Annotated in this window: 23 protein-coding genes; 5 read left to right on the top strand and 18 right to left on the bottom strand. The window is 69.4% G+C overall.

Annotated elements, in window-relative coordinates:
• Positions 1 to 465: 465 nt before the first annotated feature.
• Complete coding sequence (locus tag GXW78_RS09460) at positions 466 to 1,662, bottom strand: hypothetical protein (protein ID WP_211868181.1); 1,197 nt, start codon at positions 1,660 to 1,662, stop codon at positions 466 to 468.
• A gap of 270 nt (positions 1,663 to 1,932) precedes the next feature.
• On the opposite strand from GXW78_RS09460, the gene GXW78_RS09455 reads away from it, so the two are divergent.
• Both GXW78_RS09455 and GXW78_RS09450 read left to right on the top strand, forming a co-directional pair.
• Positions 1,933 to 2,172, top strand: a complete 240-nt coding sequence (locus tag GXW78_RS09455) for a phage baseplate assembly protein V (protein WP_211868179.1) — start codon at positions 1,933 to 1,935, stop codon at positions 2,170 to 2,172.
• A gap of 45 nt (positions 2,173 to 2,217) precedes the next feature.
• Positions 2,218 to 2,508 (top strand): hypothetical protein, encoded by a 291-nt coding sequence (locus tag GXW78_RS09450; protein ID WP_211868177.1) that lies wholly within the window; start codon positions 2,218 to 2,220, stop codon positions 2,506 to 2,508.
• Between the two features lie 15 nt (positions 2,509 to 2,523).
• Here the strand turns inward: GXW78_RS09450 and GXW78_RS09445 are convergent, their stop codons facing one another.
• From GXW78_RS09445 to GXW78_RS09415, 7 genes are all read right to left on the bottom strand, one after another.
• Positions 2,524 to 3,495 carry an acetamidase/formamidase family protein gene (locus GXW78_RS09445; RefSeq protein ID WP_211868175.1) on the bottom strand — a complete coding sequence of 324 codons (972 nt, stop codon included), beginning with the start codon at positions 3,493 to 3,495 and terminating at the stop codon, positions 2,524 to 2,526.
• A 119-nt stretch (positions 3,496 to 3,614) separates the two neighbouring features.
• On the bottom strand, positions 3,615 to 5,099 hold the full coding sequence (locus GXW78_RS09440; protein ID WP_211868173.1) for a TAXI family TRAP transporter solute-binding subunit: 1,485 nt from the start codon (positions 5,097 to 5,099) through the stop codon (positions 3,615 to 3,617).
• A complete protein-coding gene (gltS, locus tag GXW78_RS09435) occupies positions 5,087 to 6,271 on the bottom strand; it encodes a sodium/glutamate symporter (RefSeq protein ID WP_211868171.1) in 1,185 nt (394 codons plus the stop codon). Before gltS ends, GXW78_RS09440 begins: the two co-directional genes overlap by 13 nt.
• A 72-nt stretch (positions 6,272 to 6,343) precedes the next feature.
• Complete coding sequence (locus GXW78_RS09430) at positions 6,344 to 7,252, bottom strand: acetamidase/formamidase family protein (RefSeq protein ID WP_211868169.1); 909 nt, start codon at positions 7,250 to 7,252, stop codon at positions 6,344 to 6,346.
• A 63-nt stretch (positions 7,253 to 7,315) separates the two neighbouring features.
• Positions 7,316 to 8,920, bottom strand: coding sequence for a flavin-containing monooxygenase (locus tag GXW78_RS09425; protein ID WP_211868167.1), 1,605 nt, complete (start codon positions 8,918 to 8,920; stop codon positions 7,316 to 7,318).
• A 5-nt stretch (positions 8,921 to 8,925) separates the two neighbouring features.
• Entirely contained in the window at positions 8,926 to 10,179 is a 1,254-nt protein-coding gene (locus GXW78_RS09420; RefSeq protein ID WP_211868165.1) for an aminopeptidase, read from the bottom strand.
• Positions 10,169 to 11,833 carry a flavin-containing monooxygenase gene (locus GXW78_RS09415; RefSeq protein WP_211868163.1) on the bottom strand — a complete coding sequence of 555 codons (1,665 nt, stop codon included), beginning with the start codon at positions 11,831 to 11,833 and terminating at the stop codon, positions 10,169 to 10,171. Before GXW78_RS09415 ends, GXW78_RS09420 begins: the two co-directional genes overlap by 11 nt.
• Before the next feature lie 128 nt (positions 11,834 to 11,961).
• On the opposite strand from GXW78_RS09415, the gene GXW78_RS09410 reads away from it, so the two are divergent.
• Positions 11,962 to 12,804, top strand: a complete 843-nt coding sequence (locus GXW78_RS09410; RefSeq protein ID WP_211868161.1) for an amidohydrolase family protein — start codon at positions 11,962 to 11,964, stop codon at positions 12,802 to 12,804.
• A gap of 22 nt (positions 12,805 to 12,826) precedes the next feature.
• Complete coding sequence (locus tag GXW78_RS09405) at positions 12,827 to 13,621, top strand: SDR family NAD(P)-dependent oxidoreductase (protein ID WP_211868159.1); 795 nt, start codon at positions 12,827 to 12,829, stop codon at positions 13,619 to 13,621.
• A gap of 627 nt (positions 13,622 to 14,248) precedes the next feature.
• Here GXW78_RS09405 and GXW78_RS09400 read toward each other — a convergent pair.
• Both GXW78_RS09400 and trxB read right to left on the bottom strand, forming a co-directional pair.
• Positions 14,249 to 15,139 (bottom strand): LysR family transcriptional regulator, encoded by an 891-nt coding sequence (locus tag GXW78_RS09400; protein WP_211868157.1) that lies wholly within the window; start codon positions 15,137 to 15,139, stop codon positions 14,249 to 14,251.
• Complete coding sequence (gene trxB, locus GXW78_RS09395) at positions 15,139 to 16,113, bottom strand: thioredoxin-disulfide reductase (protein WP_211868155.1); 975 nt, start codon at positions 16,111 to 16,113, stop codon at positions 15,139 to 15,141. Before trxB ends, GXW78_RS09400 begins: the two co-directional genes overlap by 1 nt.
• A gap of 145 nt (positions 16,114 to 16,258) precedes the next feature.
• On the opposite strand from trxB, the gene GXW78_RS09390 reads away from it, so the two are divergent.
• Positions 16,259 to 16,735, top strand: a complete 477-nt coding sequence (locus tag GXW78_RS09390; RefSeq protein ID WP_211868153.1) for an Lrp/AsnC family transcriptional regulator — start codon at positions 16,259 to 16,261, stop codon at positions 16,733 to 16,735.
• Between the two features lie 42 nt (positions 16,736 to 16,777).
• Here GXW78_RS09390 and GXW78_RS09385 read toward each other — a convergent pair whose 3' ends face one another.
• From GXW78_RS09385 to GXW78_RS09350, 8 genes are all read right to left on the bottom strand, one after another.
• Entirely contained in the window at positions 16,778 to 18,025 is a 1,248-nt protein-coding gene (locus GXW78_RS09385) for a threonine ammonia-lyase (RefSeq protein WP_211868152.1), read from the bottom strand.
• A gap of 91 nt (positions 18,026 to 18,116) precedes the next feature.
• Complete coding sequence (gene greA / locus GXW78_RS09380) at positions 18,117 to 18,590, bottom strand: transcription elongation factor GreA (protein WP_211868151.1); 474 nt, start codon at positions 18,588 to 18,590, stop codon at positions 18,117 to 18,119.
• Between the two features lie 122 nt (positions 18,591 to 18,712).
• On the bottom strand, positions 18,713 to 21,958 hold the full coding sequence (gene carB / locus GXW78_RS09375) for a carbamoyl-phosphate synthase large subunit (RefSeq protein ID WP_211868150.1): 3,246 nt from the start codon (positions 21,956 to 21,958) through the stop codon (positions 18,713 to 18,715).
• A 23-nt stretch (positions 21,959 to 21,981) separates the two neighbouring features.
• Positions 21,982 to 22,173 carry a hypothetical protein gene (locus tag GXW78_RS09370; protein ID WP_211868149.1) on the bottom strand — a complete coding sequence of 64 codons (192 nt, stop codon included), beginning with the start codon at positions 22,171 to 22,173 and terminating at the stop codon, positions 21,982 to 21,984.
• Positions 22,174 to 22,176: 3 nt separating this feature from the next.
• Complete coding sequence (locus GXW78_RS09365) at positions 22,177 to 22,431, bottom strand: hypothetical protein (protein ID WP_211868148.1); 255 nt, start codon at positions 22,429 to 22,431, stop codon at positions 22,177 to 22,179.
• 44 nt (positions 22,432 to 22,475) lie between these two features.
• Positions 22,476 to 23,108, bottom strand: coding sequence for a LysE family translocator (locus GXW78_RS09360; protein WP_211868146.1), 633 nt, complete (start codon positions 23,106 to 23,108; stop codon positions 22,476 to 22,478).
• Positions 23,108 to 23,578 (bottom strand): hypothetical protein, encoded by a 471-nt coding sequence (locus tag GXW78_RS09355; RefSeq protein ID WP_211868145.1) that lies wholly within the window; start codon positions 23,576 to 23,578, stop codon positions 23,108 to 23,110. The genes GXW78_RS09360 and GXW78_RS09355 overlap by 1 nt, the downstream gene beginning before the upstream one ends.
• A complete protein-coding gene (locus GXW78_RS09350; protein ID WP_211868143.1) occupies positions 23,553 to 24,311 on the bottom strand; it encodes an SDR family NAD(P)-dependent oxidoreductase in 759 nt (252 codons plus the stop codon). The genes GXW78_RS09355 and GXW78_RS09350 overlap by 26 nt, the downstream gene beginning before the upstream one ends.
• Positions 24,312 to 24,372 lie beyond the last annotated feature (61 nt).

The raw sequence follows: 24,372 nt of genomic DNA, 5'->3' as shown, positions 1-24,372 counted from the left end.
GGCAGCGGCGGCCGCGGCGGGCCGCGGCGGGCCGCGCGGGCCGGCCCCGGTGACGCGGGCGCGGCTTTTCGCGAATGACGGCGGGACACCGCGACCGGAGGCCGGGTTCCTCGGGGGCGGCGCGGGTAGCGAGTTGCCAGAGAGGGGCTTTGCCCCTCTCCGGACCTCTCCCCAGCAAAGGCCGAAGGGCCTTTGCAAACCTCAACTTGGTGCCGGGCCCGGTGCCGAGATCCTGGTTCGCGCACGAAAGCGCTCTCGGATGGCGTGGCGTGTCTGTCGCGCGCGGCACCAACAGATTGCGGTCCAGGGGGTCGAACCCCCTGGCGGGGTGGTTCGGAGGGGCAGCGCCCCTCCGATCTCCAACGGCGAACTGCCTTTAGCCGGTGGGGTTCCGTCGCGTTGCCGCGCAACGTCAATGAATACCCCTGGCTTAGAGAGAGGCAACGCACCTCTCCAAGGCCACCTTCACCCGACCGACGTCACCGCCGGCGCCAGGGCCGGCAGCTTTCCGGCCGGATGGCCCGGGTTGCGGAAGCGCAATTCGCCATCCGCCACGGCATCCGGCGGTGCCATGCCGAACATCTCCATCCGCGACGCGCAGGCCGCGGCGACCACGCGCCGGGCGCCGGGCTCCGTCAGGAAGCGTCGCACGGCGCCTTCCAACTGCAGCGTCTCGCGCAGCGACCGCCATTCGGCGCGGTCCAGATCCTCCACGAAGACCGACAGGATGCCCGGCACCGCGCCGGTCAGCCGGTCTCGAGCGGCATTCCGCATGCGGGCAACGACGGCGTCGGCCACCGCGTTCTCCCGCCCCGAACGGGCGGCCATGACGAAGACCGAGCCCCCCGACGGGCCGGCGGTGACGGCGAGGTGCGCCTCCGGCCCGAACTGGGCGCGCAGATGCCGCGGCAGCCCGGCGCCGACCTGCGCACCGGCCAGCACCAGCGGATCCAGCTTCAGGACCGCGTCCGCGCTGCTGTCCTGCCGCTTCTGCGCCGCGAGAAGGCCGATGATGCGCGATTGAAGCTCGGCCGCCTGGTCGGGGCCGGACAGACCCTCGGGCAGCGTTACCTTCAGCAGGTAGCGGCCGGGATGGGCGGCGAGCCAGGTCTGCAGCTCGGGGTGGACGCGATCGACCAGCCCGTACCAGTCGCCGCGATGGACGGGGCGGCCTTCCTCGGCCGAGACGGTCTCGCAGACGACTTCCGCCACCATGCCGGCGCGGGTGATGCGAAGGTCGAACGGGGCTTCCTCGGCAAGGCCCGCGAATTCCACGTCGAAGCCGCGCGCCCGATAGAGCGCGGCGCTGCGCAGCAGGTGCCATAGGGGGATGAGCGTGGCCTCGCCGGTCAGGCCCTCGGCGAGCAGGGCGCGCAGGCGGGCGCGCGGCCCGGCGGGAAGGCTTTGCGCCAGTCGCACCGCATCCTGGGCGAAGGCGAGGACGCGGCGTTCCGCCGGCCCGGCCTTCGCCGCGGCATGGGGGTCCGCGGCGCGGGCAAGGGCAAATTCCAGGGCGTGGCGCTGCTGCGCGGCGCGACCGGACAGCGGCCCGGATTGCGCCCGCTGCGCGAGGTCCGCGAGCCGGTTGGACCAGGCCCGGTCGCCCACCAGGCGCACGAAGGCGGTGGAAGCGGGGGCGGTATCAGGGTCGCCGAGCGGCATCGGGAAGCCTCGCAAGCGCGTTGCCCGGCGCACGACGGGTCGCGTGCCGACGAAGGCCCCTGGCCGGCCCCGTGCCGCATCGGCGCAGTGCCTCCCGTCGCGTCGTGAGCCCTCGCTGCCGGATGCCGCGCGGGCCGCCGACGACGGGGATCAGGGCCCGCCTGTCTGTAGCTAGACGCCCTGTGCTGCGCCGCGTCAAGCGCCGCGGATCGCGGTGCGCGGTCGGCATCGCCGTGTCATGCTCGATACGCGCTGACGGAGGTTCTTCCCATGAACTACCACGGCATCTTTCGTGGCATCTGCGTCAATAACCTGGATCCCATGGCCCTCGGCCGCGTTCAGGTGCGCGTGCCGGCGGTGACGGGCGACGACAGGGACGGCTGGGCGCTCCCGTGCCGCGCGCTGGGTTCGCCAGGGGCGGCGCCGCCGTCGGTGGGCGAAGCGGTCTGGGTGATGTTCGAGGGCGGCGACCCGACCCGACCGGTGGTGGTCGGCACCCATCCGCAATAGGCGGCGGCAACGGAACGGCAAGGATTCCCGGGGCAGGCTGCTGCGATGCGCCGGATGCTTCTGCTTCTTGTCGTGGTTGCCATGCCCGCGGGGGCGCAGTCGCCGCCGGCCTGCACACCGGAGATCGAGGGCCAGGCCGCCTGCATGGCCGGCAAGCTGTGCGAATGCCGGTTCGAGCGCGGCGGCCAGCTGACTGGCCGCGGCGACCGCTTCGTGTGGGATTGCGGCGTGATGCGCCCGATGTGCCCGCCCGACCCGACGATCAGCCAGCAACCGGCGACGCTGCCGCCGGTCAACCTGTGGATGCAACCGGGCCGGGGCGGGTCCTGGCGCTGAGCAGACCCGCTCGGATCAGAACAACAGCCCCTTCTTCAGCATTCCGTGCACCCCCTTCTCCCCGTTCACCGTCTGCGTCACGCGGAAATCCACCGCCAGCGAGCAGAACTGATAGGCATCGGCGTCCGAGAGATTCGTGCGGGAGCAGATGAAGGCGATCATCTCCCGCAGCGCCTGCTTCATGGCGAGGTCCAGATCCTCGTTCATGCCCATGGTGATGTAGTGGGTCTTCGTCTCGGCGCGCGGGAATTTCAGCACCGGGTCCCTGGGGCCACCGCCCTTCACCAGGGACAGGCGGAAATGCCCCGTCAGGCAGATCTCGAGCGCATTGATGCAGACCTCGCCATCGCCCTGAACGCCGTGGCCGTCGCCGGCCGAGAACAGCGCGCCCTCGTTGAACACCGGCAGGAACAGCGTGGTGCCCTCGGTCAGTTCCTTGTTGTCGAGGTTGCCGCCCATCGCGCGCGGCTCCTTGGTGTTGATCATCCCCCAGTCGCGCGGCGGCGCAACGCCCATCACGCCGAAGAAGGGCGCGAGCTTCAGCTCCGTGCCCTTCTCGGACGGCCCGAACGGCAGGCGGCAGGTCATCGCTGCCTTGTCCACCGGGATGTGCAGTACCCGGCGATAGGGAAAGTCCTCCGGCAGCGTGCCGAACAGCGGGCGGAAGGCGCAGAAGCCCCAGTCGTTGCCGAGCTCGATCTTCTCGATGTCGATGCGCAGCGCGTCGCCGGGCTCCGCGCCGCGCACCTCGACAGGGCCGGTGATGATATGGGCGCCGAGCCGCGGCAGCTTCTGGTGGACCTCCCGAAGGGCAGGCGGCACCGCCATCATCTTCTCCTGCGGCGGCATCACGTCCGGCCCACCGGAGAGGCATTCGAGGATGACGACCTCGCCCGGGTCGATCGAGGCGACCGGCGGGAAGGAGGCATCGAAGGCGCCCCAGCGGCACGTGGTGAGAGAGGCGGGGACGCGGACCGGTACACTCATGCTCGACTCCTGCTGGCAGGGCCGATCCAAGCAGGAATGAAGCAGGGCGGAAACGGCCGCCGCGCGAGGTCATCGCATCGGGTCGCTGCCCCGTTCCGTCATTCCCCCATCGCGCGCGCCTATCGCCGCTCCGCCCGGATCAGCGCCTCCGCCGCGGGGTGCAGCGGTATCGGAATGCCGCGCGCCGCCGTCGCCGCCGTCACCATCAGCGCCAACGGTTCGCGCTCACGCGCGCTGTGCCGCCCGGGTGCGGCGTCGGAGACGCGCCCCAGCACCGCCTCGCCAATCCGGCGGGCCTCGGCCTCGGTCAGGTTCGCCTCCGTCACCAGCAGCGCGGCGACGGCGAGTGCCGGCACCGCGCCCGGCTGGCCGGCATAGGCCCCGGCCGGGATCGGCAGCGCCACCAGGCCCGCTCCGCGCACACGGTCGGCCAGTGCCGCGTCCACCGGCAGCAACCGCAGCGGCGCGGCGCCGAAGGCTTCGACGACCGGCGGGAACGGCGCAGCGCCGACCAGCATCACCGCATCGACGCGGCGGGCCGCAAGGGCCGCCAACGATGCCCTCGGATCGAGCGTCCGTGCGTCGGCAGGATCCTCGACATGCACCCCGGCGGCGGCGAGCGCCTCCGCCGCCGTCACGCGGCTGCCCGAGCCGGCGAGCCCCGTCGCCACGCGCCGCCCGGCGAGGTCGCCGATCCCCTGCGCCGGGTCGTCGGCGCGGACGACGATGTGGAGCTGCTCGGGGAACAGCGCCATCAGCGCGCGGATCTCAGGGTTCGGACCCACCTCGGCGAAGGGGCCGCGCCCCGCGACGGCCAGCGCGGCGACATCGGCCTGCGCGAAGGCGAGCGACACGCGGCTGTCCCGCAGCAGGGTCAGGTTTTCGACGCTGCCCGCGGTGGGCAGCACCACCATGCGCACGCCGCGCGCCTGCGCATCGGCCGCGAGCGCCGTCGCCAGCCGCGCATAGGCGCCGCCGGGCGGGCCGGCGGCCAGCGGGTATCCCGCGGTCAGCCTGGCGAAACGCGCCTCGATGTTGCGCCGGGCGATCTCGAGCTCCTGCGCGACGATGGCGTCGCCGCTGGGCGCCGTATGGGCCGGGGCGGCACGCAGCGTCTCGCCGAGCGAGGCCAGCAGGCGTTCGGCCGGGGTCTGCTGCCCGGGCGGTCCCTCGACCGTGGTGTCCACCGGCCCCGGCACGGCAGCCGCCGCCCAGCCATTGCCCTCACGACGATAGGGCACGGTGCCGAAGACGGTCAGCGTGTCGCCGGCGGCGTTGCCGCCTTGCGTCAGGCCGGTGATTCCGCTCCGGCCGGCGCCGAGGACGCCGGCGAGAAGCTGCGCGTTGGGCCCGCCCCACTGGCCGAGATCGGTCGGCCGGACGACGCGCAGCTCGGCCTTGAAATGCACCACGCGGCCGCCGTCCAGGGTTTCCATCCGGCCCTGCCGCTCGACGGATTCCAGCGCCAGCGCCTGGTCGGGGAAGGCGCTGCGCAACCGCGCCTCGACATCGCGGCGAAGCTGCGCGGCATCGGGCTGTTCGCCGCAGGCGGCGACGACCAGCAGCAGCAGGATGGCGATCAGATGGCGCATCAGCTGAACCATGGCAGGGCCAGGAAGCCGGTCAGGACGCCGGCATTGACGAGGTCGATGAAGAAGGCGCCGGTCAGCGGCACGATCAGCGTGGCGGTCGGGCTCGGCCCATGGCGGGCGGCGAGCGCCTGGGTGATCGCGACCGCCGTCGCCGTCGATCCCATGCAGAAGCCGATCACGCCCGCGGCCATCAGCGCCGCGTCGTAGTTCCGGCCCATCCCCGGGAAGGCGACGAACATCGCATACAGCGCGCAGGCGACGGTCTGCGCGATGAGGATCGCGGCCAGCGGACCCGCCAGCGTCGCGAATTCCCACAGCCGCATCTGCATCATGGCGAGCGCGAGGAAGAGCCCGAGCGCCACCCCGCCGAGCAGGTCGGTCGGCCCCGTCCCCATGCGCCACAGCCCCGCGGCCTGCAGCCCGTTGCGCAGCAGCACGCCGGTCAGCAGAGCCCAGACGAAGGCCGGCAACGTCACCGCGCCGCCGGCCATCATCTCCGCGAACCATCCGCCGACGAGCATGCAGAAGGTGATGGCCGCGAACGCCGCGATCGTCTTGGTGACGGTGACGTGCTCCGCCGCCTCATCCTTCTCCTGCGCGATCGCGGCCGCGCTGCCGGAGAGGCGGAAGCGGGTGATCAGGACGTTGCCGACCGGCCCGCCCGTCAGGCCGCCCAGCACCAGGCCGAAGGTCGCGGCAGCCATGGCAATCGGCAACGCGCCGGCCAGGTTGTAGCTATCGACGAAGAGATCGGCATAGGCCGCGCCGGTGCCGTGCCCGCCCACCAGCGTGATGGACCCGACGATGAGTCCCATGCTCGGCGGCAGGTCGAGCATCCAGGCGGTGCCCATGCCCACCACGTTCTGCAGCGCGACGAAGGGCGCGAGGACGGCGAGGTAACGGATCAGCACCAGCCCGCCGCGCGCGAGGTCTCGGAAATCCGCCGACAGGCCGACCGTCGCGAAGAAGGCCAGGAGCAGCGGTCGCGACATCACGGGGTCGAAGCGGATCTCGAAGCCGCTGGTGGCCTGCGCCGCCCAGGCGCCGAGCGCGAAAATCAGCCCGCCGGTCACGGGATCGGGAATGGCGTAGCGCGAGAGGAGCGGCACCGCGCGGTTCACCACCGTGCCGAGCAGCAGCACGCAGGCCGTGGCGAAGAGGGTGGCGACGGCAGACAGGCTCATGCGCGCATCCGGACCTTCATCGGCTTCGCAGTGTGACGAAGCCGAAGGCGCCGGGCAACGTCGCCGCGCCGGCTATGCCTTCGTCAGCCAGCGCTTCGCGATGCGGCACGCGACGGTGAAGGCCGGGTTGAACACGTTGCCCACGTCGTAGCGCACGACCTGGCCCATCAGGTGGCTCGCGGCGCGGGCGTCGAGGCCGTAATCCTCACCGAGCCAGCGCGACATCTCCGTCGTCGCATGCTGCAGCGCCTGGTCGAGCGGGCGGGCGTTGCCGATGGTGAAGATGTCCTCCGCCGTCTCGCCGCGCGGCCAGGTGATGGTCCGCTTTAGGACGCGGAAGGTGACCTCCATCTCGAAGGAGGTCTCGATCCCGGTTCCGACGATCTCGCCATCGCCCTGACAGGCATGGCCGTCGCCCAGATAGAACAGCGCGCCCGGCACCGAGACTGGGAACCACGCCGTCGTGCCCGGCGCGAACAGCCGGTAGTCCATGTTGCCGCCATTCTGCGCGCTGGTGGCGGTGGACAGCGCCTGGCCGCCGGCGGGGGCGACGCCGAAGCAGCCGATCATCGGCTGGATCGGGGGCGCAAAGCCCTCCAGACCCTTCGGCGGCTGCTGCAGCTTCACCGTGCCGGCCGCCTGGTCGATGTCCCATACGACGCGCTGCGGCGATGGCCGGTCGACGATCGCCGCCGGATCCAGCACGGTCAGGGCGAGCGGCGAGAAGGTCCAGCCGGTCGCGCGGTTGGGCGTCAGCCGGTCGATACGCACAGCGAGCGTGTCGCCGGGTTCCGCACCCTCGATGAAGAAGGGCCCGGTCATCGGGTTAGGGCGGCTTGCGACCGCGACCTCCCGTCCATCAAGGCCGGATGCGTCGACCGTGTCGGTAACGACCGTGTCGCCATCGGCGACGCGCAGGCATGGCTCGGCCGTGCCGATCGCGTTGTAGTAGCGGGTCGGATGGAAATGATGCCTGGCCATGACGCTCTCCGGAAGGTGGGCGGCAGGCTAGGGAGCGGGCTGCGCGGCGGTCAAGGCGGGGGGCTAGGCGAGGCTCAGCTCCCCGTAGCCGCCGCGCGCGATCTCCTCGCAGCGCGCGCGATAGTCGGGTGCGCTGCCGCTGTACCGCGCGATGGTGCGGATATGCTTGCCCGCGACATTGCGGTTCACGCCGGTAAACCAGGAATCCACCTGGTTCGACAGCAGCCCCTCCCCGATGGCCATGACGTGGTCCATCCAGGCCGTCACCGCTTCCGGCCGCGCCGCGACACGGGTCAGGCCGTGCGCATGCGCATGCGCGACCAGCCGCGTCACCCAATCCACGTTGTATTCGATGCTGCGGGGAATGTTGCCGAGCGCCGTATGCGGCCCGAGCAGCATCAGCAGGTTGGGAAACACCTCCTCCGCCATCATGCCGACGAGCGTGCGCGCGCCCCCCGTCCAGGCCTGCTTCAGGCTGCGACCATCGATGCCGCGGATGTCGATGCGGTCGAAGGACCCTGTCAGCGCATCGAAGCCGGTGGCGAAAACGATGATGTCGAATTCATGGTCGCCGCCGCTCGTGCGGATACCGGTCGGCGTGATGCGTTCGATCGGCGTCTCGCGGATGTCGACGAGTGTGACGTTTGGCTGGTTGTAGACCTCGTAGTAGCGCGTCTCGAGCGGCACGCGGCGGGTGCCAAAGCCGTGGTTGGTCGGGATCAGCTTCTCGGCCGTGGCGGGGTCCGTCACGCGGCTGCGGATCTTGCGAGCGATGAAGTCGGAGACGATCGCGTTCGCCGCCGGGTCGGTCAGCATGTCGCGATAGAGCCCGACCCAGATGCCGAAACCCGGCTCGCCATACAGCTTTTCGAGGAACGCTTCGCGCTCCTCCGCCGTGACCTCGAAGGTGCCGCGCGGGTCGGGCGTGTGCAGGAAGCAGGAGAAGGTCTCCTCGCAGCGCCGGAAGATCTCCGGGTAAGAAGCCTTGATGCCCGCCTGCTCCGCCTCGGTGATCGGGGCATTGTGCAACGGCGCGCACCAGTTGGGCGTGCGCTGGAAGACCGTCAGCGTCGCCGCCGTCTTCGCCACTTCCTGGATGGTCTGCACGCCGGTCGCACCGGTGCCGATCACCGCCACGCGCTTGCCGGCGAAGTCCACGCCCTCATGCGGCCAGCGGGAGGTATGGAAGGACTGGCCGTCGAAGCTGTCGCGCCCCTCGATGTTGGGCAGCGTCGGCGCCGAGAGTGGCCCGACCGCGGTAATAAGGAAGCGCGCGGTGTGCGCGCTGCCGTCATCCAGCGCGATCTCCCAGTCGCGCGTCGCCTCGCGCCACGCCGCGCTGGCAACGCGGCTGCGGAACTGGATGTCGCGCCGCAGGTCGAAGCGGTCGGCGACGTGGTTCAGGTAGCGCAGCGTCTCCGGCTGCGGCGCGAAATGCTCGGACCAGCTCCACTCCTCCAGCAACTCCTTCGAGAAGGAGAATCCGTAGGAGTAGCTTTCGGAATCGAACCGCGCGCCCGGGTAGCGGTTCCAGTACCAGGTGCCGCCGACGCCCGTGCCGGCCTCGAAGACACGCACCTTGAGGCCGAGCTCGCGCAGCCGCAGCAGCTGGTACATGCCGGACATGCCGGCGCCGATGATGATGGCGTCGAAGTCCGGCTCGCTCATCGGCGCTACACCCACTCACCGCGGCGCATCAGCGGCTCCGCGCGGCCATCGTCGTGCACGCCGTCGACATCGGTCTCGGCGGAACCGATCATCCAGTCGACATGGATGAGCGACCGGTTCGCGCCGGCGGCGTCGAGTTCGGATGCGCTGAGATCATCGCGCACGAAGCACTTGGAATAGGCCTGGCCGAGCGCGATGTGGCAGGCCGCGTTCTCGTCGAACAGCGTGTTGAAGAACAGCACACCGCTCTGCGAGATCGGGTTGGAATGCGGCACCAGCGCGACCTCGCCCAGGCGCCGCGCGCCGTCATCGGTGCCGATCATGCGTTCCAGCACGGCGGCACCGCTGCTGGCATGGCTCTGCACGATGCGGCCGCCCTCGAAGCGCACCTCGATGTCACGGATCAGCGTGCCCTGGTAGGCGAGCGGCTTCGTCGCGCGCACAACGCCCTCGGTCATCGCGGCGTGCGGGGTGGTGAAGACTTCCTCGGTCGGGATGTTCGGGTTGCCGCTGATGCCGTTCTTTGCGGGGCTCGCGCCGCCCATCCAAGCATGGCCGTCCGCGAGGCCGACGCGCAGATCAGTGCCCGGCCCGCGGAACTGCAGCGCGCGGAAGCGCTTGTCGTTCAGCATGGAGCGGCGGCGCATCAGCGCGGCGTTGTGGTCGGCCCAGGCGGCGACCGGATCGGGCGCATCGACGCGGGACGCCTTGAAGATCGCATCCCACAGCTTCGCCAGCGCGACGTCCGGTGCGTCATCCGGGAACACGGTCTCGGCCCAGGCCGGCGTCGCCGCAGCCACCAGCGACCAGTTGATGGTCGAGGTCGTGATGAGTTCCAGTGCCGGCTGATACGCCTTCGACCGCGCACGATTGGCACGGGCGACCTTCTCGGGATCTTCATTCGCCAGCAGCGTCGGATCGTCGCCCACGACGGCGAGCCGCGCCGCGCCGCCGCGGAAGGCCGCCGCCATGCCGTCGAACAACCAGCCAGGGGCGGTGTCGAAGGCATCGTCGCTGGCGTAGCGATACCGCGCCAGCGCCGCGCGATCATCCGACAGCAGCCCCGTCACCAGGGACGCGCCAGCCTTGTAGGCTTTCTCGGTGATGCGTCGCGACAGGTCCAGCGCCTCGACCGAGGCGGTCATCACCACTTCCTGCCCGGGCGCGATGTTCAGTCCGACGCGCACGGCGATCTCCGCCAGGCGGTCGAGCCGCTGCTCGAAGGTCAGCGCCGCGCCGGCGGCCACGTCATCGTTCATCGATCGTCTCCAGCGCCCCGGCGGTGCCGAGGACGAACCCATCATAGCCCCGCGCCGCCACATCGGCGCAGGTCGCGCGATACCGCGCCATGCCACCCGCGTAAGGCATGAAGACCCGCGGCTTACCCGGTACGTTCGCGCCCAGATACCAGGAATGCCCGGCCTGCGGCATCAGCGTGGCATTCGCCGCGTCGTTCACATGCGCGACCCAGCGGTCCACGGCGTCCGGCGCGGGCTCGATGGTCCGCACGCCATTGGCACGCAGATGCGCGATGCAGCCGGTGACCCATTCGACATGCTGCTCGATGCAGACGGGCATGTTGGTCAGCACGGACGGGCTTCCCGGCCCGGTGAGGGTGAACAGGTTCGGGAATCTCACGACCTGCAGGCCGAGATAGGTCTTGGGCCCTTCCCGCCACGCCTCGGCCAGTGTCAGCCCGTCGCGGCCGGTGATGTCCATGCGCAGCAACGGCCCCGTCATCGCGTCGAAGCCCGTGGCGAAGACGATGATGTCGAGCGGATGCTCGGTGCCGTCCGATGTCAGGATGCCGTTCGGCGTGATGCGTTCGATCGGGCTCTCGCGCAGATCCACCAACGAGACGTTGTCGCGGTTGAAGGTCTCGAAATAGTAGCTGTCGATCGGCGGGCGCTTGGTCGCGAAGGGGTGGTCGATGTCGGACAGTACCGCCGCCGTCTTCGGGTCCTTCACCACCTTGCGGATCTGCGCGCGCAGGAACTCGGCCGCCGTGTCGTTCGCCGCCTTGTCGGTCAGCAGGTCGCGGAAATTCGCGCGGAAGCGCAGGCCGCCATGATCCCAACCCTGCTGGTAGATCGCCTCGCGTTCCTCGGGCGTCACGTCGCCCACCTTGCGCTCCGCGACCAGCCAAGGATGGCCGTTGACCGAGCTGTGCATCACTTGGCGGATCTCGCCGGTATTCGCGCGTGCCCAGGCCTTGAATTCGTCCGTCAGCTTCGCATTGCGCGCGGGGATCGAGTAGTTCGCGGTGCGCTGGAACACCGTCAGATGCGTCGCGGTTTCCGCGATCACTGGCGCGGCCTGGATGCCGGTCGATCCCGTGCCGACCATGCCGACGCGCTTGCCGGTGAAGTCCACGCCCTCATGCGGCCACTGGCCGGTGTGGTACCACTGCCCGGCGAAATCGTCGCGGCCAGGGATGTTCGGCACATTCGCCGCGGACAGGCAGCCGACCGCGGTGATCAGCCAGGTCGTGACGTAGTGGCTGCCATCCTCCGTGCGCACACGCCAGCGATTGCCCGCCGCATCGTATTCCGCCGAGGTGACGCGTGCGTTCAGCCGGATGTTCCGCCTCAGGTCGAAGCGGTCCGCAACGTGGTTCAGGTAGCGCAGGATCTCGGCCTGGCCGGGATAGCGTTCCGACCATTCCCAGTCCTGCAACAGCGCCTCGTCAAAGTAGTAGGCGTAGGAATGGCTTTCGGAATCGCAGCGCGCGCCGGGATAGCGGTTCCAGTACCAGGTGCCGCCGACGCCACCGCCGGCCTCGAGCACCTGGACCGACAGGCCCAGCCGGTCACGCAGGCAATGCAACTGGTACAACCCGGCGAAGCCGGCGCCGATCACCAGCGCGTCAACGGTCCTGGGCGGGGCGGATGCGGGGTTCGCGTCAGGGGACATTGCGGATCGCTTCCTTGGTTTGCCCCAAGTCTCCCGCGCTCCGCGCGGCGCTGCAAGACGACATCGCGCGGCCTTGATGCGCCGGCCGCCCCTGCGTAGCGTTCGATGCCGCAAGGGGAAACGAGGCCATGCCGATCGTCGATGTCCAGGTGCATGTCTATGAGCGCAACCACCCGGGTCGCCCCTGGGTCGGCGCGCTGCACGGGCCGCCCGAGGTCACTGGCGACGACATGGTGAAGGCGATGGACGCCGTCGGCGTGGATGGCGCGATTATCGTGTCGATCTTCGCCATGTACCGCTTCGATGCGTCCTATGCCCTGACGGTGCGGGCGGCGCATCCCACGCGCTTCGCGCTGGTGAAGCCCGTCGACACGCAGAACCCTGCGGTCGAGGAGGTTGTCGCCGACTGGGCGAAGACCGACGGCACCGTCGGCATCCGCATCATGATGAATGACGAACTGACCACGGACCCCGACGATCCCGGCATCAACCGGACGCTCGCGGCCGCGGGGCGCCACGGCCTGCCGGTGAACCTGCTGTGCTGGGGCCGGCTGGACCAAGTGGCGGCGATGGCCGCGAAGCATCCCGGCACGCGGCTGGTGATCGATCATCTCGGCCTGCAACAGCCCTTCGAGCCGCCGGTGCCGGCCGAGCCCTGGTCGGCCATGCCTCAGTTGCTCGCACTCGCGAAGCACGACAACGTCGCGGTGAAGATCAGCGGCGCCGGCACGCTCTCCCACAAGGGCTATCCGTTCCCCGACATCTGGGACCCGCTGGCGCGCATCTTCGACGCTTTCGGCTTCGACCGCTGCATGTGGGGCACCGACTGGACGCGCGCGACGGCCTTCCTGACCTACGCGCAGGGCGTCGATCCCTTCCTCCAGAAGGATCGCCTGACGGATACCGAGCGCGCGGCGCTGATGGGCGGCACGATCCAGAAGATCTACGGCTGGTCGCCCGGCAAGGCGTGACGAAACGGGGGAGGAAACGACAATGGACTTCAAGGACAAGATCGCCATCGTCACCGGTGGCGGCAACGGGATCGGCTGCGCGGTCTGCCTCGCCTTCGCTGAGCGCGGTGCCAAGGTTGTCGTGGTGGATCGCGATGGCGACGCCGCCCAGGCGGTCGCCGAGGAGATCGGCCGCAACGCCATTGCCGTCACCGCCGACGTGACACGCGCCGCCGACGTGCAGGCCTATGTGGCGCGCGCGCTCGATGCCTTCGGCCGCATCGACTGCTTTCACAACAATGCCGGCATCGAAGGCCGCGTGGCGCCGACCGCCGAGTACGACGAAGCCGTCTACGACGCCGTGATGGGCGTGAATGTGAAGGGCGTCTTCCTCGGCCTGCGCTACGTGCTGCCGGTGATGATCGGGCAAGGCAGCGGCGCGGTGGTGAACACCGCCTCGACCGCCGGGCTGATCGGCACGCCCGGCATGCCGGCCTATGTCGCGTCCAAGCACGCCGTCATCGGCCTGACGAAGGTGGCGGCCAGCGAGGTCGGCCCGCAGGGCGTGCGGGTCAACGCAGTGTGCCCCGGCCCGATCGCGACCCGCATGATCGCGGACATCGCGCGCCAAGTCTCGCCCAACAACCCCGGCGGCGTCGAGGAACGCTACACGGCCGGCCTTCCGCTGCGCCGCTACGGCACGGCGGAGGAAGTCGCGAACGTCGTGCTGTTCCTGTGCTCCGACCTGGCGGGAAACGTGACTGGTGCGCAGTATGTGATCGATGGCGGGCGCACGGCCGCGCCGACAGGCGGGGCATCGCTGGGACGGATGGAGTGAGGTAGGGGCCTCTGCCTCCGCCAGGTGCGACGGGCTGGAGAGGGCGCAGGCCCCTCTCCCATCCGCTCACTGGCGCGCCCGGATGCCGGATACCCGGATCAGAGGCGCGAACGCCGCCGGGTTAGTACAGATCGCGGGTCCCGCCACACCAGCCCGCCGGATAGCGTCGTCCTAAGCGCACCCCGCCACTAGCGGCAGCTTTGTCGCGCGGTCATGCGAACAGCCTTCGCGCGCATGAATGGCTGGCAGCATGCGATTTCATTTGAACGAATGAAGAACGAAGCGAGCGCCCCAGCCGCAATAGGCCGCCGGGAAGTTCGCGTCATTTGCTGCCGACGGCTGCCCCGTACCCGCAACCGGTGCATTTCGGCAGTGCATCCACACGCCATGAAACCTGGGCAGTCCCCAAAAGAAAGGCCCGCAACCCCTTGAGGGGAGCGGGCCAAGTCAACAGGGAGGCTTCACGTCTGGGAGACGAGGGATCCAGAGGACCCCTTCCGACCTAGTCGCCGGATGAAAGAAATCTAATCCCAAAATCGGCATGCGGGAGTCTCGATCTGCACCACCCCGGTATTCCGGCGGCGCATGGCTCGCCTTCACCCTTGTGTGATGCGCGTGACAGACGCCTTAACCGCTCGCCTGCACCAGTTCCGCCATCAGGAAGTCGCGGAAAACCGCGACGCGCTTGGAATGGCGCATCTCCTCCGGATAAACGAAGAAGGCCTCGATCCGCGGCGCCTTAACGCCCGGAAGCACCTGCACGACGTCCTCGAGGGGCTCGATGTAGTCGGGCAATGCCGCCAGCCCCAGGCCGCTGCGCACCGCCTCCAGCATGCCTGGCAGGGAATTGATCTCGATCGCCGCGCGGCGCGGCGCCCCTGGGCGCCGGCCGGCCTCGGCCAGCCAGTTGATGTTGTCGATGGGTGGGCGGTAGTCGCCGTAGACGATCAACCGATGCGCATCGAGATCCTCGACCCGCTGCGGAATGCCGGTGGCCTTGAGATAGGCGGCCGAGCCGCAAACCTTCCAGCCGAAGGTCGCGATGTGGCGCTGGATCAGGTCCGGCTGCCGGGGCGGATGCATGCGGATCGCCACATCGGCCTCCCGCATGGCGAGGTCGAGGTCGGAATCGTCCAGCAGCAGCGTCACGCTGATCTCGGGATGCAGGTCGAGCAGGCGGCGCAACCGCGGCGCCAGCCAAGCGCTGCCGAAGCCCGTCGTCGTCGTCACCTTCAGCCGGCCGGCCGGGCGCTCGCGGCTCTCGGTCAGCAACGCCTCGGTCATCGCCAGCTTGGCGAAGACCTCCCGCACCGTGCGGTTCAGCGTCTCACCCTGCTCAGTCAGGATCAGGCCGCGGGCATGGCGGTGGAACAGCGGCACCGTCAGCGCTTCCTCGAGCGCCTGAATCTGGCGGGAAACGGCGGATTGGCTAAGGTTCAGCGTCTCCCCCGCATGGGTGAAGGACCCGGCCTCGGCGACCGCGTGGAAGACGCGGAGCTTGTCCCAATCGATTGGCATCAGGCTGCTGCTTGCTCTGTCTCGGCATCCGCCGCGTCGAGGAACTTCTCCGCCTCCAGCGCGGCCATGCAGCCCGTCCCCGCGGCGGTGACCGCCTGGCGGTACACCTTGTCCTGGACATCGCCCGCGGCGAAGACGCCGGGGACCGAGGTCCGCGCGGTGCCGGCCCGCGTCACGATGTAGCCTTCCGCATCCATCTCCACCTGCCCCTGGAACAGCGCGGTCGCCGGCGCATGGCCAATGGCCACGAAGACGCCGTCCACCTTCAGTTCCGATGGCTCGCCCGTCCGCGCATGGCGCAGCGCCAGGCCGCGCGCCACGGGCACCCGGCCTGACGGGTCGGCAAGCACGGCATCGACGACCGTATCCCACATCACCGTCACATTGGGCTTCGCGAACAGCCGCTGCTGGAGAATGCGCTCCGACCGCAGCGAATCCCGGCGATGGATCAGCGTGACGTGGCGCGCGAGGTTCGACAGGTACAGCGCCTCCTCCGTCGCGGAGTTGCCGCCACCGATCACGGCCACGTCCTTCCCGCGATAGAAGAATCCGTCGCAGGTCGCGCAGGCGGAGACACCGAAGCCGCCCAGTTCCTTCTCGCCCGGAATGCCGAGCCAACGCGCCTGGGCGCCGGTCGCGATGACGACCGATTCCGCCTCGTACACATCGCCGGAATCGCCAGTCGCCCGGAACGGGCGGCGCGACAGGTCGATGCCGGTGACGATGTCGTAGATCACCTTCGTGCCGACATGTTCGGCCTGCTTCTGCATCTGGTCCATCAGCCAGGGGCCCTGGATGGCTTCGGCAAAGCCCGGGTAGTTTTCGACATCGGTGGTGATGGTGAGCTGCCCGCCCGGCTGCAGCCCGGCGACGACCAGCGGCGCAAGGCCCGCACGGGCGGCATAGATGGCGGCCGTGTACCCCGCCGGGCCGGCGCCGATGATAAGAAGGCGGGTGCGGTGCGTCTCGGCCACGTCAGGCATTCCATACCGTGTTGCAATTCACAGGATATCGGGCACTCCCGGCGCCGTCACAACCCAATGCCTTGAAGCCCCGGGCCGCTGCAATGATATTGCGCCAGCGGCTGCGGCTGAGCAACGAAGCAAACGAGCTGTCTTGATGAACCGTGAACACGAAGCCGACCTCGATTCGGTGGACCGGCACATTCTCGCCGAGCTGCAACAGGACGGCCGTATGACGAATGTGGAATTGGCCCGGCGGGTGAACCTGTCGGCGCCCCCCTGCCTGCGACGCGTGCGCCGGCTGGAGGAAGCCGGCATCATCCGCGGCTACCACGCGGATGTGGACCCGGTGTCGCTGGGTTGGGAGATCACCTTCTTTGCGCTGGTCGGGCTGGAATCCCAAAAGCTCGCCGTGCTCGATGCCTTCGAATCGCTCGCGACGGCATGGCCGGAAGTGCGTGAGTGCCACATGATCCGCGGCGGCGGCGACTTCCTGCTGCGCCTGGTCGCCCGCGACACGGCGCATGAGAACGAGTTGACGACACGGCTGACCAACGCGCCATCCGTGCTGCGCGTGCAGACGCTGCAGACGATCCGGACGGCGAAGGATACGGCGGGGGTGCCGATCGAGTGAGGCCGTATCGCCTCGCACCCCCGCCCGGCGCGTGGATGCCGGCTATCCGCGCCGCACGACGTAATCGGCCGCCTCCATCGCGGCAATGATCGCGTCGCCCTGCGCCGCGTCCCGCACTTCGATCATCAGGTGCAGTTCCGTGCTCTGCACCGTCGGCGCGCCGAACAGCTGCTGGTGCTTCACCTCGATGACGTTGCCGCCCAGATCCGAGATGCGCTGCGCGATGTCGGCGAGCATGCCCGGCCGGTCGGGAATGTCGAAATGCAGGCGCATGATGCGGCCGTCGCGCAGCAACTGCCGGAGCAGCACGTTGGACAGCGCGCGCGCATCGATGTTGCCGCCGCAGACGGTCGTGCCGACCACGCGGTTGCGGAAGCGCTCCGGATAGGTCAGCACGGCCGCGAGGCCCGCGGCGCCTGCGCCTTCCGCGACGACCTTCGCGCCTTCGGCGAGAAGCGCGACGGCCTGCTCCACCGCGCGCTCGGGCACCAGCAGCACCTCGCTCTGGCAGCGGCGCAGGATGCTGAGCGGCATCTCGCCCACATCGCGCACGGCAATGCCTTCCGCGATGGTCGGCCCGCCGACGGAAACCGGCTCGCCCGCCAGCCGCTGCGCCATCGCCGGATAGCCCTGAACCTCCACGCCGAAGACCGGCACACCCGGCCGCAGCGTGGCCGCCACGGTCGCAACGCCGGCGCAAAGCCCGCCGCCACCGATGGGGATCACCAGCGCGCCGATCTCCGGCGCGTCCTCCAGCATCTCCAGCGCCATCGTCCCCTGGCCGGCGATCACGCCCGGATCGTCGTAGGGGTGGATGAACACCAGCCCCTCGCGCAACGCGAGGTCATGCGCATGCGCGGCGGCCTCGGCCAGCGTCGCGCCATGCAACACGACGCGCGCGCCCCAGGATTCCGTGCGCACCACCTTCGTGGCCGGGGTGAATCTCGGCATGACGATCGTCGCCTTCACGCCGGCAAGCTGCGCGTGCCGCGCGACCGCCTGGGCGTGGTTGCCGGCGGACATGGCGATGACCCCGGCCTCCCGCTCCCGCTGCGACAACAGCGCCAGCCGGTTCGCCGCGCCGCGTTCCTTGAAGGCGCCCGTGGCCTGCAGATTGTCCAGCTTCAGGAACACCCGCGTGCCGGCCACGCGGTTCACCGCGGGGTTCTCGATGGTCGGCGTACGGATGATGGCCCCGCGAATTCGCTCGGCCGCGGCACGGATGTCGGCGAGCGTGACGCTCGGCGCGACAGGGGCCTCGTCGGTGCGGATCGCATTCACGGCGGACATCGGAATTCCTTGAATCGGTTGACCAGAAAGAGGAAGGGCGCCCGCGGGGAAACCCCGGAGCGCCCTGGCCGCACGGCAATGTCGCCGGCGGTCAGGCGTAATGAACGGCGGTAATTTCCACGGAGCGGGCGCCGCCCGGGGCCGGGACCTCGACCGAGTCGCCGACCTTCTTGCCCATCAGCGCCTTGGCGAGCGGCGAGGTGACGGAGATCGACCCGTTCTTCATGTCCGCCTCGTACTGGCCGACGATGCGGTAGGTCTTCTCGTCCTCGCTTTCCTCATCGACGATCGTGACCTTGGCGCCGAACAGCACCTTGTCCCCGGACAGGCGGGAGACGTCGATCACCTCGACGGACGGGATGATGGATTCGAGTTCGCCGATGCGGCCTTCGATGAAGGACTGCCGTTCGCGCGCCGCGTGGTACTCGGCATTCTCCGACAGGTCGCCATGCGCGCGCGCCTCGGCGATCGCGCGGATGATGGCCGGGCGTTCTTCGGATTTGAGGAGCTTCAGCTCCTCCTCCAGACGCACCAGGCCTTCGGCGGTCATCGGGAACTTCTGCACGGCGATCCTTTCCCAGAGATAGCAGCACTCCCCCGGAGCCCGGCCCCTCGGTCCGGTTGTCCAGGCCTGACGGGCGGCGGGGGGAAGAGACGCCACGGGGGCCCGAAGGGGCCCCCACGCGGTCAGAACGACGTGGCAAAATACGCTTGCAGGGGCGCCACATCAAGCGTTCCGGCTTTCAGGGCCGCGATCGCATGCACCGCAGCCCGGGCACCGGCCGCGGTCGTATAGTGCGGGATGCCGTGGGTCAGGGCGGATCGGCGGATGTCGAAGCTGTCCGCCACGGACTGCCCGCCGCCGCTGGTGTTGATCACCAGCTGGATGTCACCGGACTTCATGGCGTCCACGCAATGTGGCCGGCCTTCCAGCACCTTGTTGACCACCTGGACCTCCAGCCCCGCTTCGCGGATGCGGACCGCGGTGCCACGCGTGGCGAGCAGGCTGAAGCCCATATCCGCCAGGCGCCGCGCCACGGTCACCGCCGCCGCCTTGTCGCTGTCCTTCACCGAGATGAAGGCGGTGCCGGCCTCCGGCAGCTTCACCCCGGCGCCGAGCTGCGCCTTGAGGAAGGCGCGCTCGAAGGAATGATCCAGGCCCATCACCTCGCCCGTCGACTTCATCTCGGGTCCGAGGATGACGTCCACGTTCGGGAAGCGGTTGAAGGGGAAGACAGCCTCCTTGACCGCGACGTGACGGGAAACCGCGTCGTCATCGAGCTTGAAGGTGGACAGCGCCTCGCCTGCCATGACGCGCGCGCCGATCTTCGCGACCGCGACGCCCGTCGCCTTGGCGACGAAGGGCACGGTGCGGGAGGCGCGGGGGTTCACCTCCAGAACGTAGATGTCGCCATCCTTCACGGCGTACTGCACGTTCATCAGCCCCTGCACCTTCAGCGCGCGGGCCATGGCTTCCGTCTCGGCCTTCAGCTCCGTCACGATGGCCGGCGGCAGGGAGTAGGGCGGCAGAGAGCACGCGCTGTCGCCCGAATGGATGCCGGCTTCCTCGATATGCTCCATGACGCCGGCAACGTAGACGCGGCCCTCGGCATCGCAGATGCAGTCGACATCGACCTCGATCGCATCCTGCAGGTACTGGTCGATCAGGATCGGGTTCTCGCCCGAGACCTTCACCGCCTCCGCACCGAAGCGGCGGAGCTGCTCGTCATTATGCGCGATCTCCATCGCGCGGCCGCCGAGCACGTAGGATGGGCGCACCACGACCGGATAGCCGATGCGGTTCGCCTCGGTGATCGCCTCGTCCAGATTACGCGCCGTGCCGTTCTGCGGCTGCTTCAGGCCGAGGCCCTTCAGCAGTTGCTGGAAGCGCTCGCGGTCCTCGGCGATGTCGATGGCCTCCGCACTGGTGCCGAGGATCGGGATGCCCGCCTTGTGCAGCGCCTGGGACAGCTTCAGCGGCGTCTGCCCGCCATACTGCACGATGCAGCCGAGCACCTCGCCGGATTCCTGTTCCTTGCGGATCAGGGCGATCACGTCTTCGGCCGTCAGCGGTTCGAAATACAGGCGGTCGGAGGTGTCGTAGTCGGTGCTGACCGTCTCCGGGTTGCAGTTGACCATGATGGTCTCGTAGCCGGCGTCGCGGAGCGCGTAGCAGGCATGAACGCAGCAATAGTCGAACTCGATCCCCTGCCCGATGCGGTTCGGCCCGCCGCCGAGGATCACCACCTTCTTGCGCGTGGTCGGGCGGGATTCGCAGACCGGCACGCCGAAGCCGCCCTCATAGGTCGAGTACATGTAGGGCGTCTCGGAGGCGAACTCCGCGGCGCAGGTGTCGATGCGCTTGTAGACCACCTGCACGCCGAGCCGGCCGCGCAGTGCAGCGACCTCGGCATCCTTGACCTTCGCCAGCGTCGCGAGCCGCGTGTCGGAAAAGCCCAGCGCCTTCAGCTTGCGCAGCGCGGTCGCATTCTGCGGCAGGCCCTTCTCGCGCACCGTCGCTTCGGCCTGCACGATCTTCTCGACCTCGCGGATGAACCACGGATCGAACTTCGATGCCTCGTGGATTTCCTCGAGCGACACGCCGGCGCGCATCGCCTGCGCCACGACCAGCACGCGGTCGGGCTTCGGCGTCGCCAGCGCGGCGTGGAACGCCTGGGCCGATCCGTCGCCGGGCACGGGGATCTCATCCAGACCCGACAGCCCGGTCTCGAGCCCGCGCAGGCCCTTCTGCAGCGCCTCCGCGAAGGACCGCCCGATCGCCATCGTCTCGCCGACCGACTTCATGCTGGTCGTCAGCGTCGGCGGCGTGCCGGGGAACTTCTCGAAGGTGAAGCGCGGGATCTTCACCACGACGTAGTCGATCGTCGGCTCGAACGATGCCGGCGTGACCATGGTGATGTCGTTCTGCAGCTCATCCAGCGTGTAGCCGACGGCGAGCTTCGCGGCGACCTTGGCGATCGGGAAGCCCGTCGCCTTCGACGCCAGCGCGGAGGAGCGCGACACGCGCGGATTCATCTCGATGACCACCATGCGGCCATCGGCGGGGTTGATGCCGAACTGCACGTTCGACCCGCCCGTGTCGACGCCGATCTCGCGCAGGCACGCGATGGAGGCATCGCGCATCCGCTGGTATTCTTTGTCGGTCAGCGTCAGCGCCGGCGCGATGGTCACGCTGTCCCCGGTATGCACGCCCATCGCGTCGAGATTCTCGATGGAGCAGATGATGATGCAATTGTCCGCCTGGTCGCGGACCACCTCCATCTCGAATTCCTTCCAGCCGAGTACGCTCTCCTCGACCAGCACCTCGGAGGTCATGGAGGCGGCGAGACCGGCCGAGACAATCTGCTCGAATTCCTCACGGTTGTAGGCGATGCCGCCGCCCGTGCCGCCGAGGGTGAAGGAGGGGCGGATGACGCAGGGCAGCCCGACCAGCTTCAGCCCCTCGCGCGCCTCGTCCATGGTGTGGGCGATGGCGGATTTCGGGCTCTCGATGCCGATCTTTGCCATGGCGTCGCGGAACTTCTGGCGGTCCTCTGCCTTGTCGATCACCTCGGCCTTCGCACCGATCAGCTCGCAGCCATACTTCTCGAGGATGCCCGCCTCGGCGAGCTTCAGCGAGGTATTGAGCGCGGTCTGCCCGCCCATGGTCGGCAGCAGCGCGTCGGGGCGTTCCTTCGCGATGATCTTCTCGACGATCTCGACCGTGATGGGCTCGATGTAGGTCGCATCCGCCAGGCCCGGATCGGTCATGATCGTGGCCGGGTTGGAATTGACCAGGATGACGCGATAGCCCTCGGCGCGCAGCGCCTTGCAGGCCTGGGCGCCCGAATAGTCGAATTCGCAGGCCTGGCCGATGACGATCGGGCCGGCGCCGATGATGAGGATGGATTTGATGTCGGTGCGCTTCGGCATGGGTAAGGGATCCAGCTCGGTGTTCAGCGTTGCGGCGCGGCAGGGGCCGGCCGGCATTCAGGGCGCGGGCGTGCGTCGAGCCGCGTCTCGGGTCCGATATTCGTTCGCGCGCCGGTGTCGTCGCAGATCGTCTGCTGGCCGCGCGGCGGGTCCTGCCAGCCGGAGGTGCCGCAGCCTGCGAGAAGCGGCAGGGCGAGCAGAACGGTGCGACGCATGGTTCAGGCTTTCCGCGGGAGGAGAAGGAGAATGAGGAAGGCGACGAGGCCGAGGACGGCGCCGATGATCAGCGCGCCGGCCATGGCTTCGTCGACGAAGCTCGGGCGCTCGAAATTGAAGGCCCAGAGCCCGGCGCCGGCGCACGCCGCGCCGTACGACGCGACGACGGTCACGAAGGGCCGCAGCGCGCGCCCTCCGCGCAGCGTTCCGGTCAGGCGCCAGAACAGCACGACCGCCGGCAGCAGGACGATGGTCATTGCGATGCCGCCGTGCATCAGCGCGTCCAGGCCGTAGAGATACATCAGCGCCGCCCGTCCGTTGCGAGCTTCACCGCGATCAGCGCCAGCGCCACGCCGAGCAGCCAGCGCTGCGCCGCCATCCAGGCCGGCCGCGTGCCGAGGAACCGCGCCACACCCGCCGCGCCATAGACCAGCAGCCCATCGAAGACGATCGCGACGCCGATCTGCACCGCGCCCAACACCGCGCCCTGCACGAAGACACTGCCGAGCGCCGGATCGATGAAGGGCGGCAGCACCGCCACATAGAACAGCGCGACCTTCGGGTTCAGCGCCGCCGTCGCGAAGCCGACGGAAAACAAGCGTAGCGCCGGTTCCCGCGGCATGGCGCGCGGCGCGAAGATCGGCTGCCCGCCCGGCCGCAGGCATTGCCACGCCAGCCAGGCGAGATACGCCGCCCCGCCGATCCGCAGCACATCCCAGGCGTAGGGCACCGCGAACAGCGCTGCCGTCAGCCCCGCGGCCGCGCACAGCATGATGACCAGCGAGCCGACCTGGCAGCCCACCAGCGAAACCAGCCCGGCCGCCGTCCCCTGCGCCAGCGCGCGGGAGACGAGGTAAAGCATGTTCGGCCCGGGCGTCGCCGCCAGCCCAAAGGACAGCGCGGCGAAGACCAGCAGCGTCTCGATCGTCGGCATCAGCGGAATTCCTCGCTGCGCGGCGCCAGGCCCAGATGCGCGGCGAGCCGCCGCCGGCGGTCGTCGAGCACGCGCCGCCATGCCGGAAGGTCACGCGGGAAAGGCTCGATCCGCGCGGCGAGCGGGATCAGCGCAACGCCGCTCTCCCATTCGGCCGGCTGGTCGATCTCGAGCATGACGCCAACATCGACGACGCCCGCGATGTGTCCGTCACCGTCTCGCAACACCACCCAGCCGGGCACGTCGCTGCCCTGGCCCGGCATGGCGAAGCGCCAGGACCGGCGCGGGCAGACGGTCAGTTCATGCGTGCCATCCGGGCTGACGGAGCGCAGGACGGGTTCGGCGCAGCGCAGGCTGCCCTCCGGCGCCGCGGCGAGCGCCGCGACCACCACCAGCGGGCTCGCCGCCAGTCCCATCAGGATCGCTCGCCGCCAGCGCACATCGTCACCCGTGAACCGAGAACCCGCCATCGACCGGGATCGCGACCCCGGTGATGAAGGCTGCCGCGTCGGAGGCGAGGAAGGCCGCCACGCCCTCGAAATCGCCCGGCGTTCCCCAGCGCTTGGAAGGCGTGCGCCGCAGCACGTCCTCGTTCAGATTCGCCATGTCCTGCCGCGCCTTGCGGGTCAGGTCGGTGTCGATCCAGCCGGGCAGGATGACGTTCACCGTGATGCCGTCGGCGGCCCAGGCCACGGCCATCGACTTCGTCATCTGCACCACACCGCCCTTCGACGCGCCATAGGCGGCGTGGAACGGCAGACCGAAGATCGACAGCATCGACCCGTTGTTGATGACGCGCCCGACGCCGCCCTTCTTCAGATGCGGATGCGCCGCCTGCGCGGCGATCATGCCGCTGGTCAGGTTCGTCGCGATGACGGTGTGCCAATCCTCCATCCGGTAGCTTTCCGGACGGTTGCGGATATTGGTGCCGGCGTTGTTGACCAGGATGTCGAGCCGCCCGAGCCGCTCGGCCGTGGTCGCGACCATGGCGCGGATCGAGGCCTCGTCGGTCACGTCCACTTCGACACTGTCGGCGACGGCACCCAGCGCTTTCAGCTCCGCGACAGCCGCCGCGTTCTTCGCGGCGTTGCGCCCGGCGACCATGACCGCGGCGCCGGCCTTTGCCAGCCCGCGCGCGAAGCCGAGCCCGATGCCGCCATTGCCGCCGGTGACGAGCGCAGCGCGCCCCTTCAGATCGAACATGCCATCTCCCCTTTGTTCGCGCGGCCGATTCAGACCTTCGCGCCCTGCGGCGCTACGATCA

The sequence above is a fragment of the Neoroseomonas terrae genome (assembly GCF_018129025.1).
Taxonomy (GTDB): domain Bacteria; phylum Pseudomonadota; class Alphaproteobacteria; order Acetobacterales; family Acetobacteraceae; genus Neoroseomonas; species Neoroseomonas terrae.
Note: the sequence above shows the minus strand (reverse complement) of the source record. Positions and strands in the feature narration are given on the sequence as shown.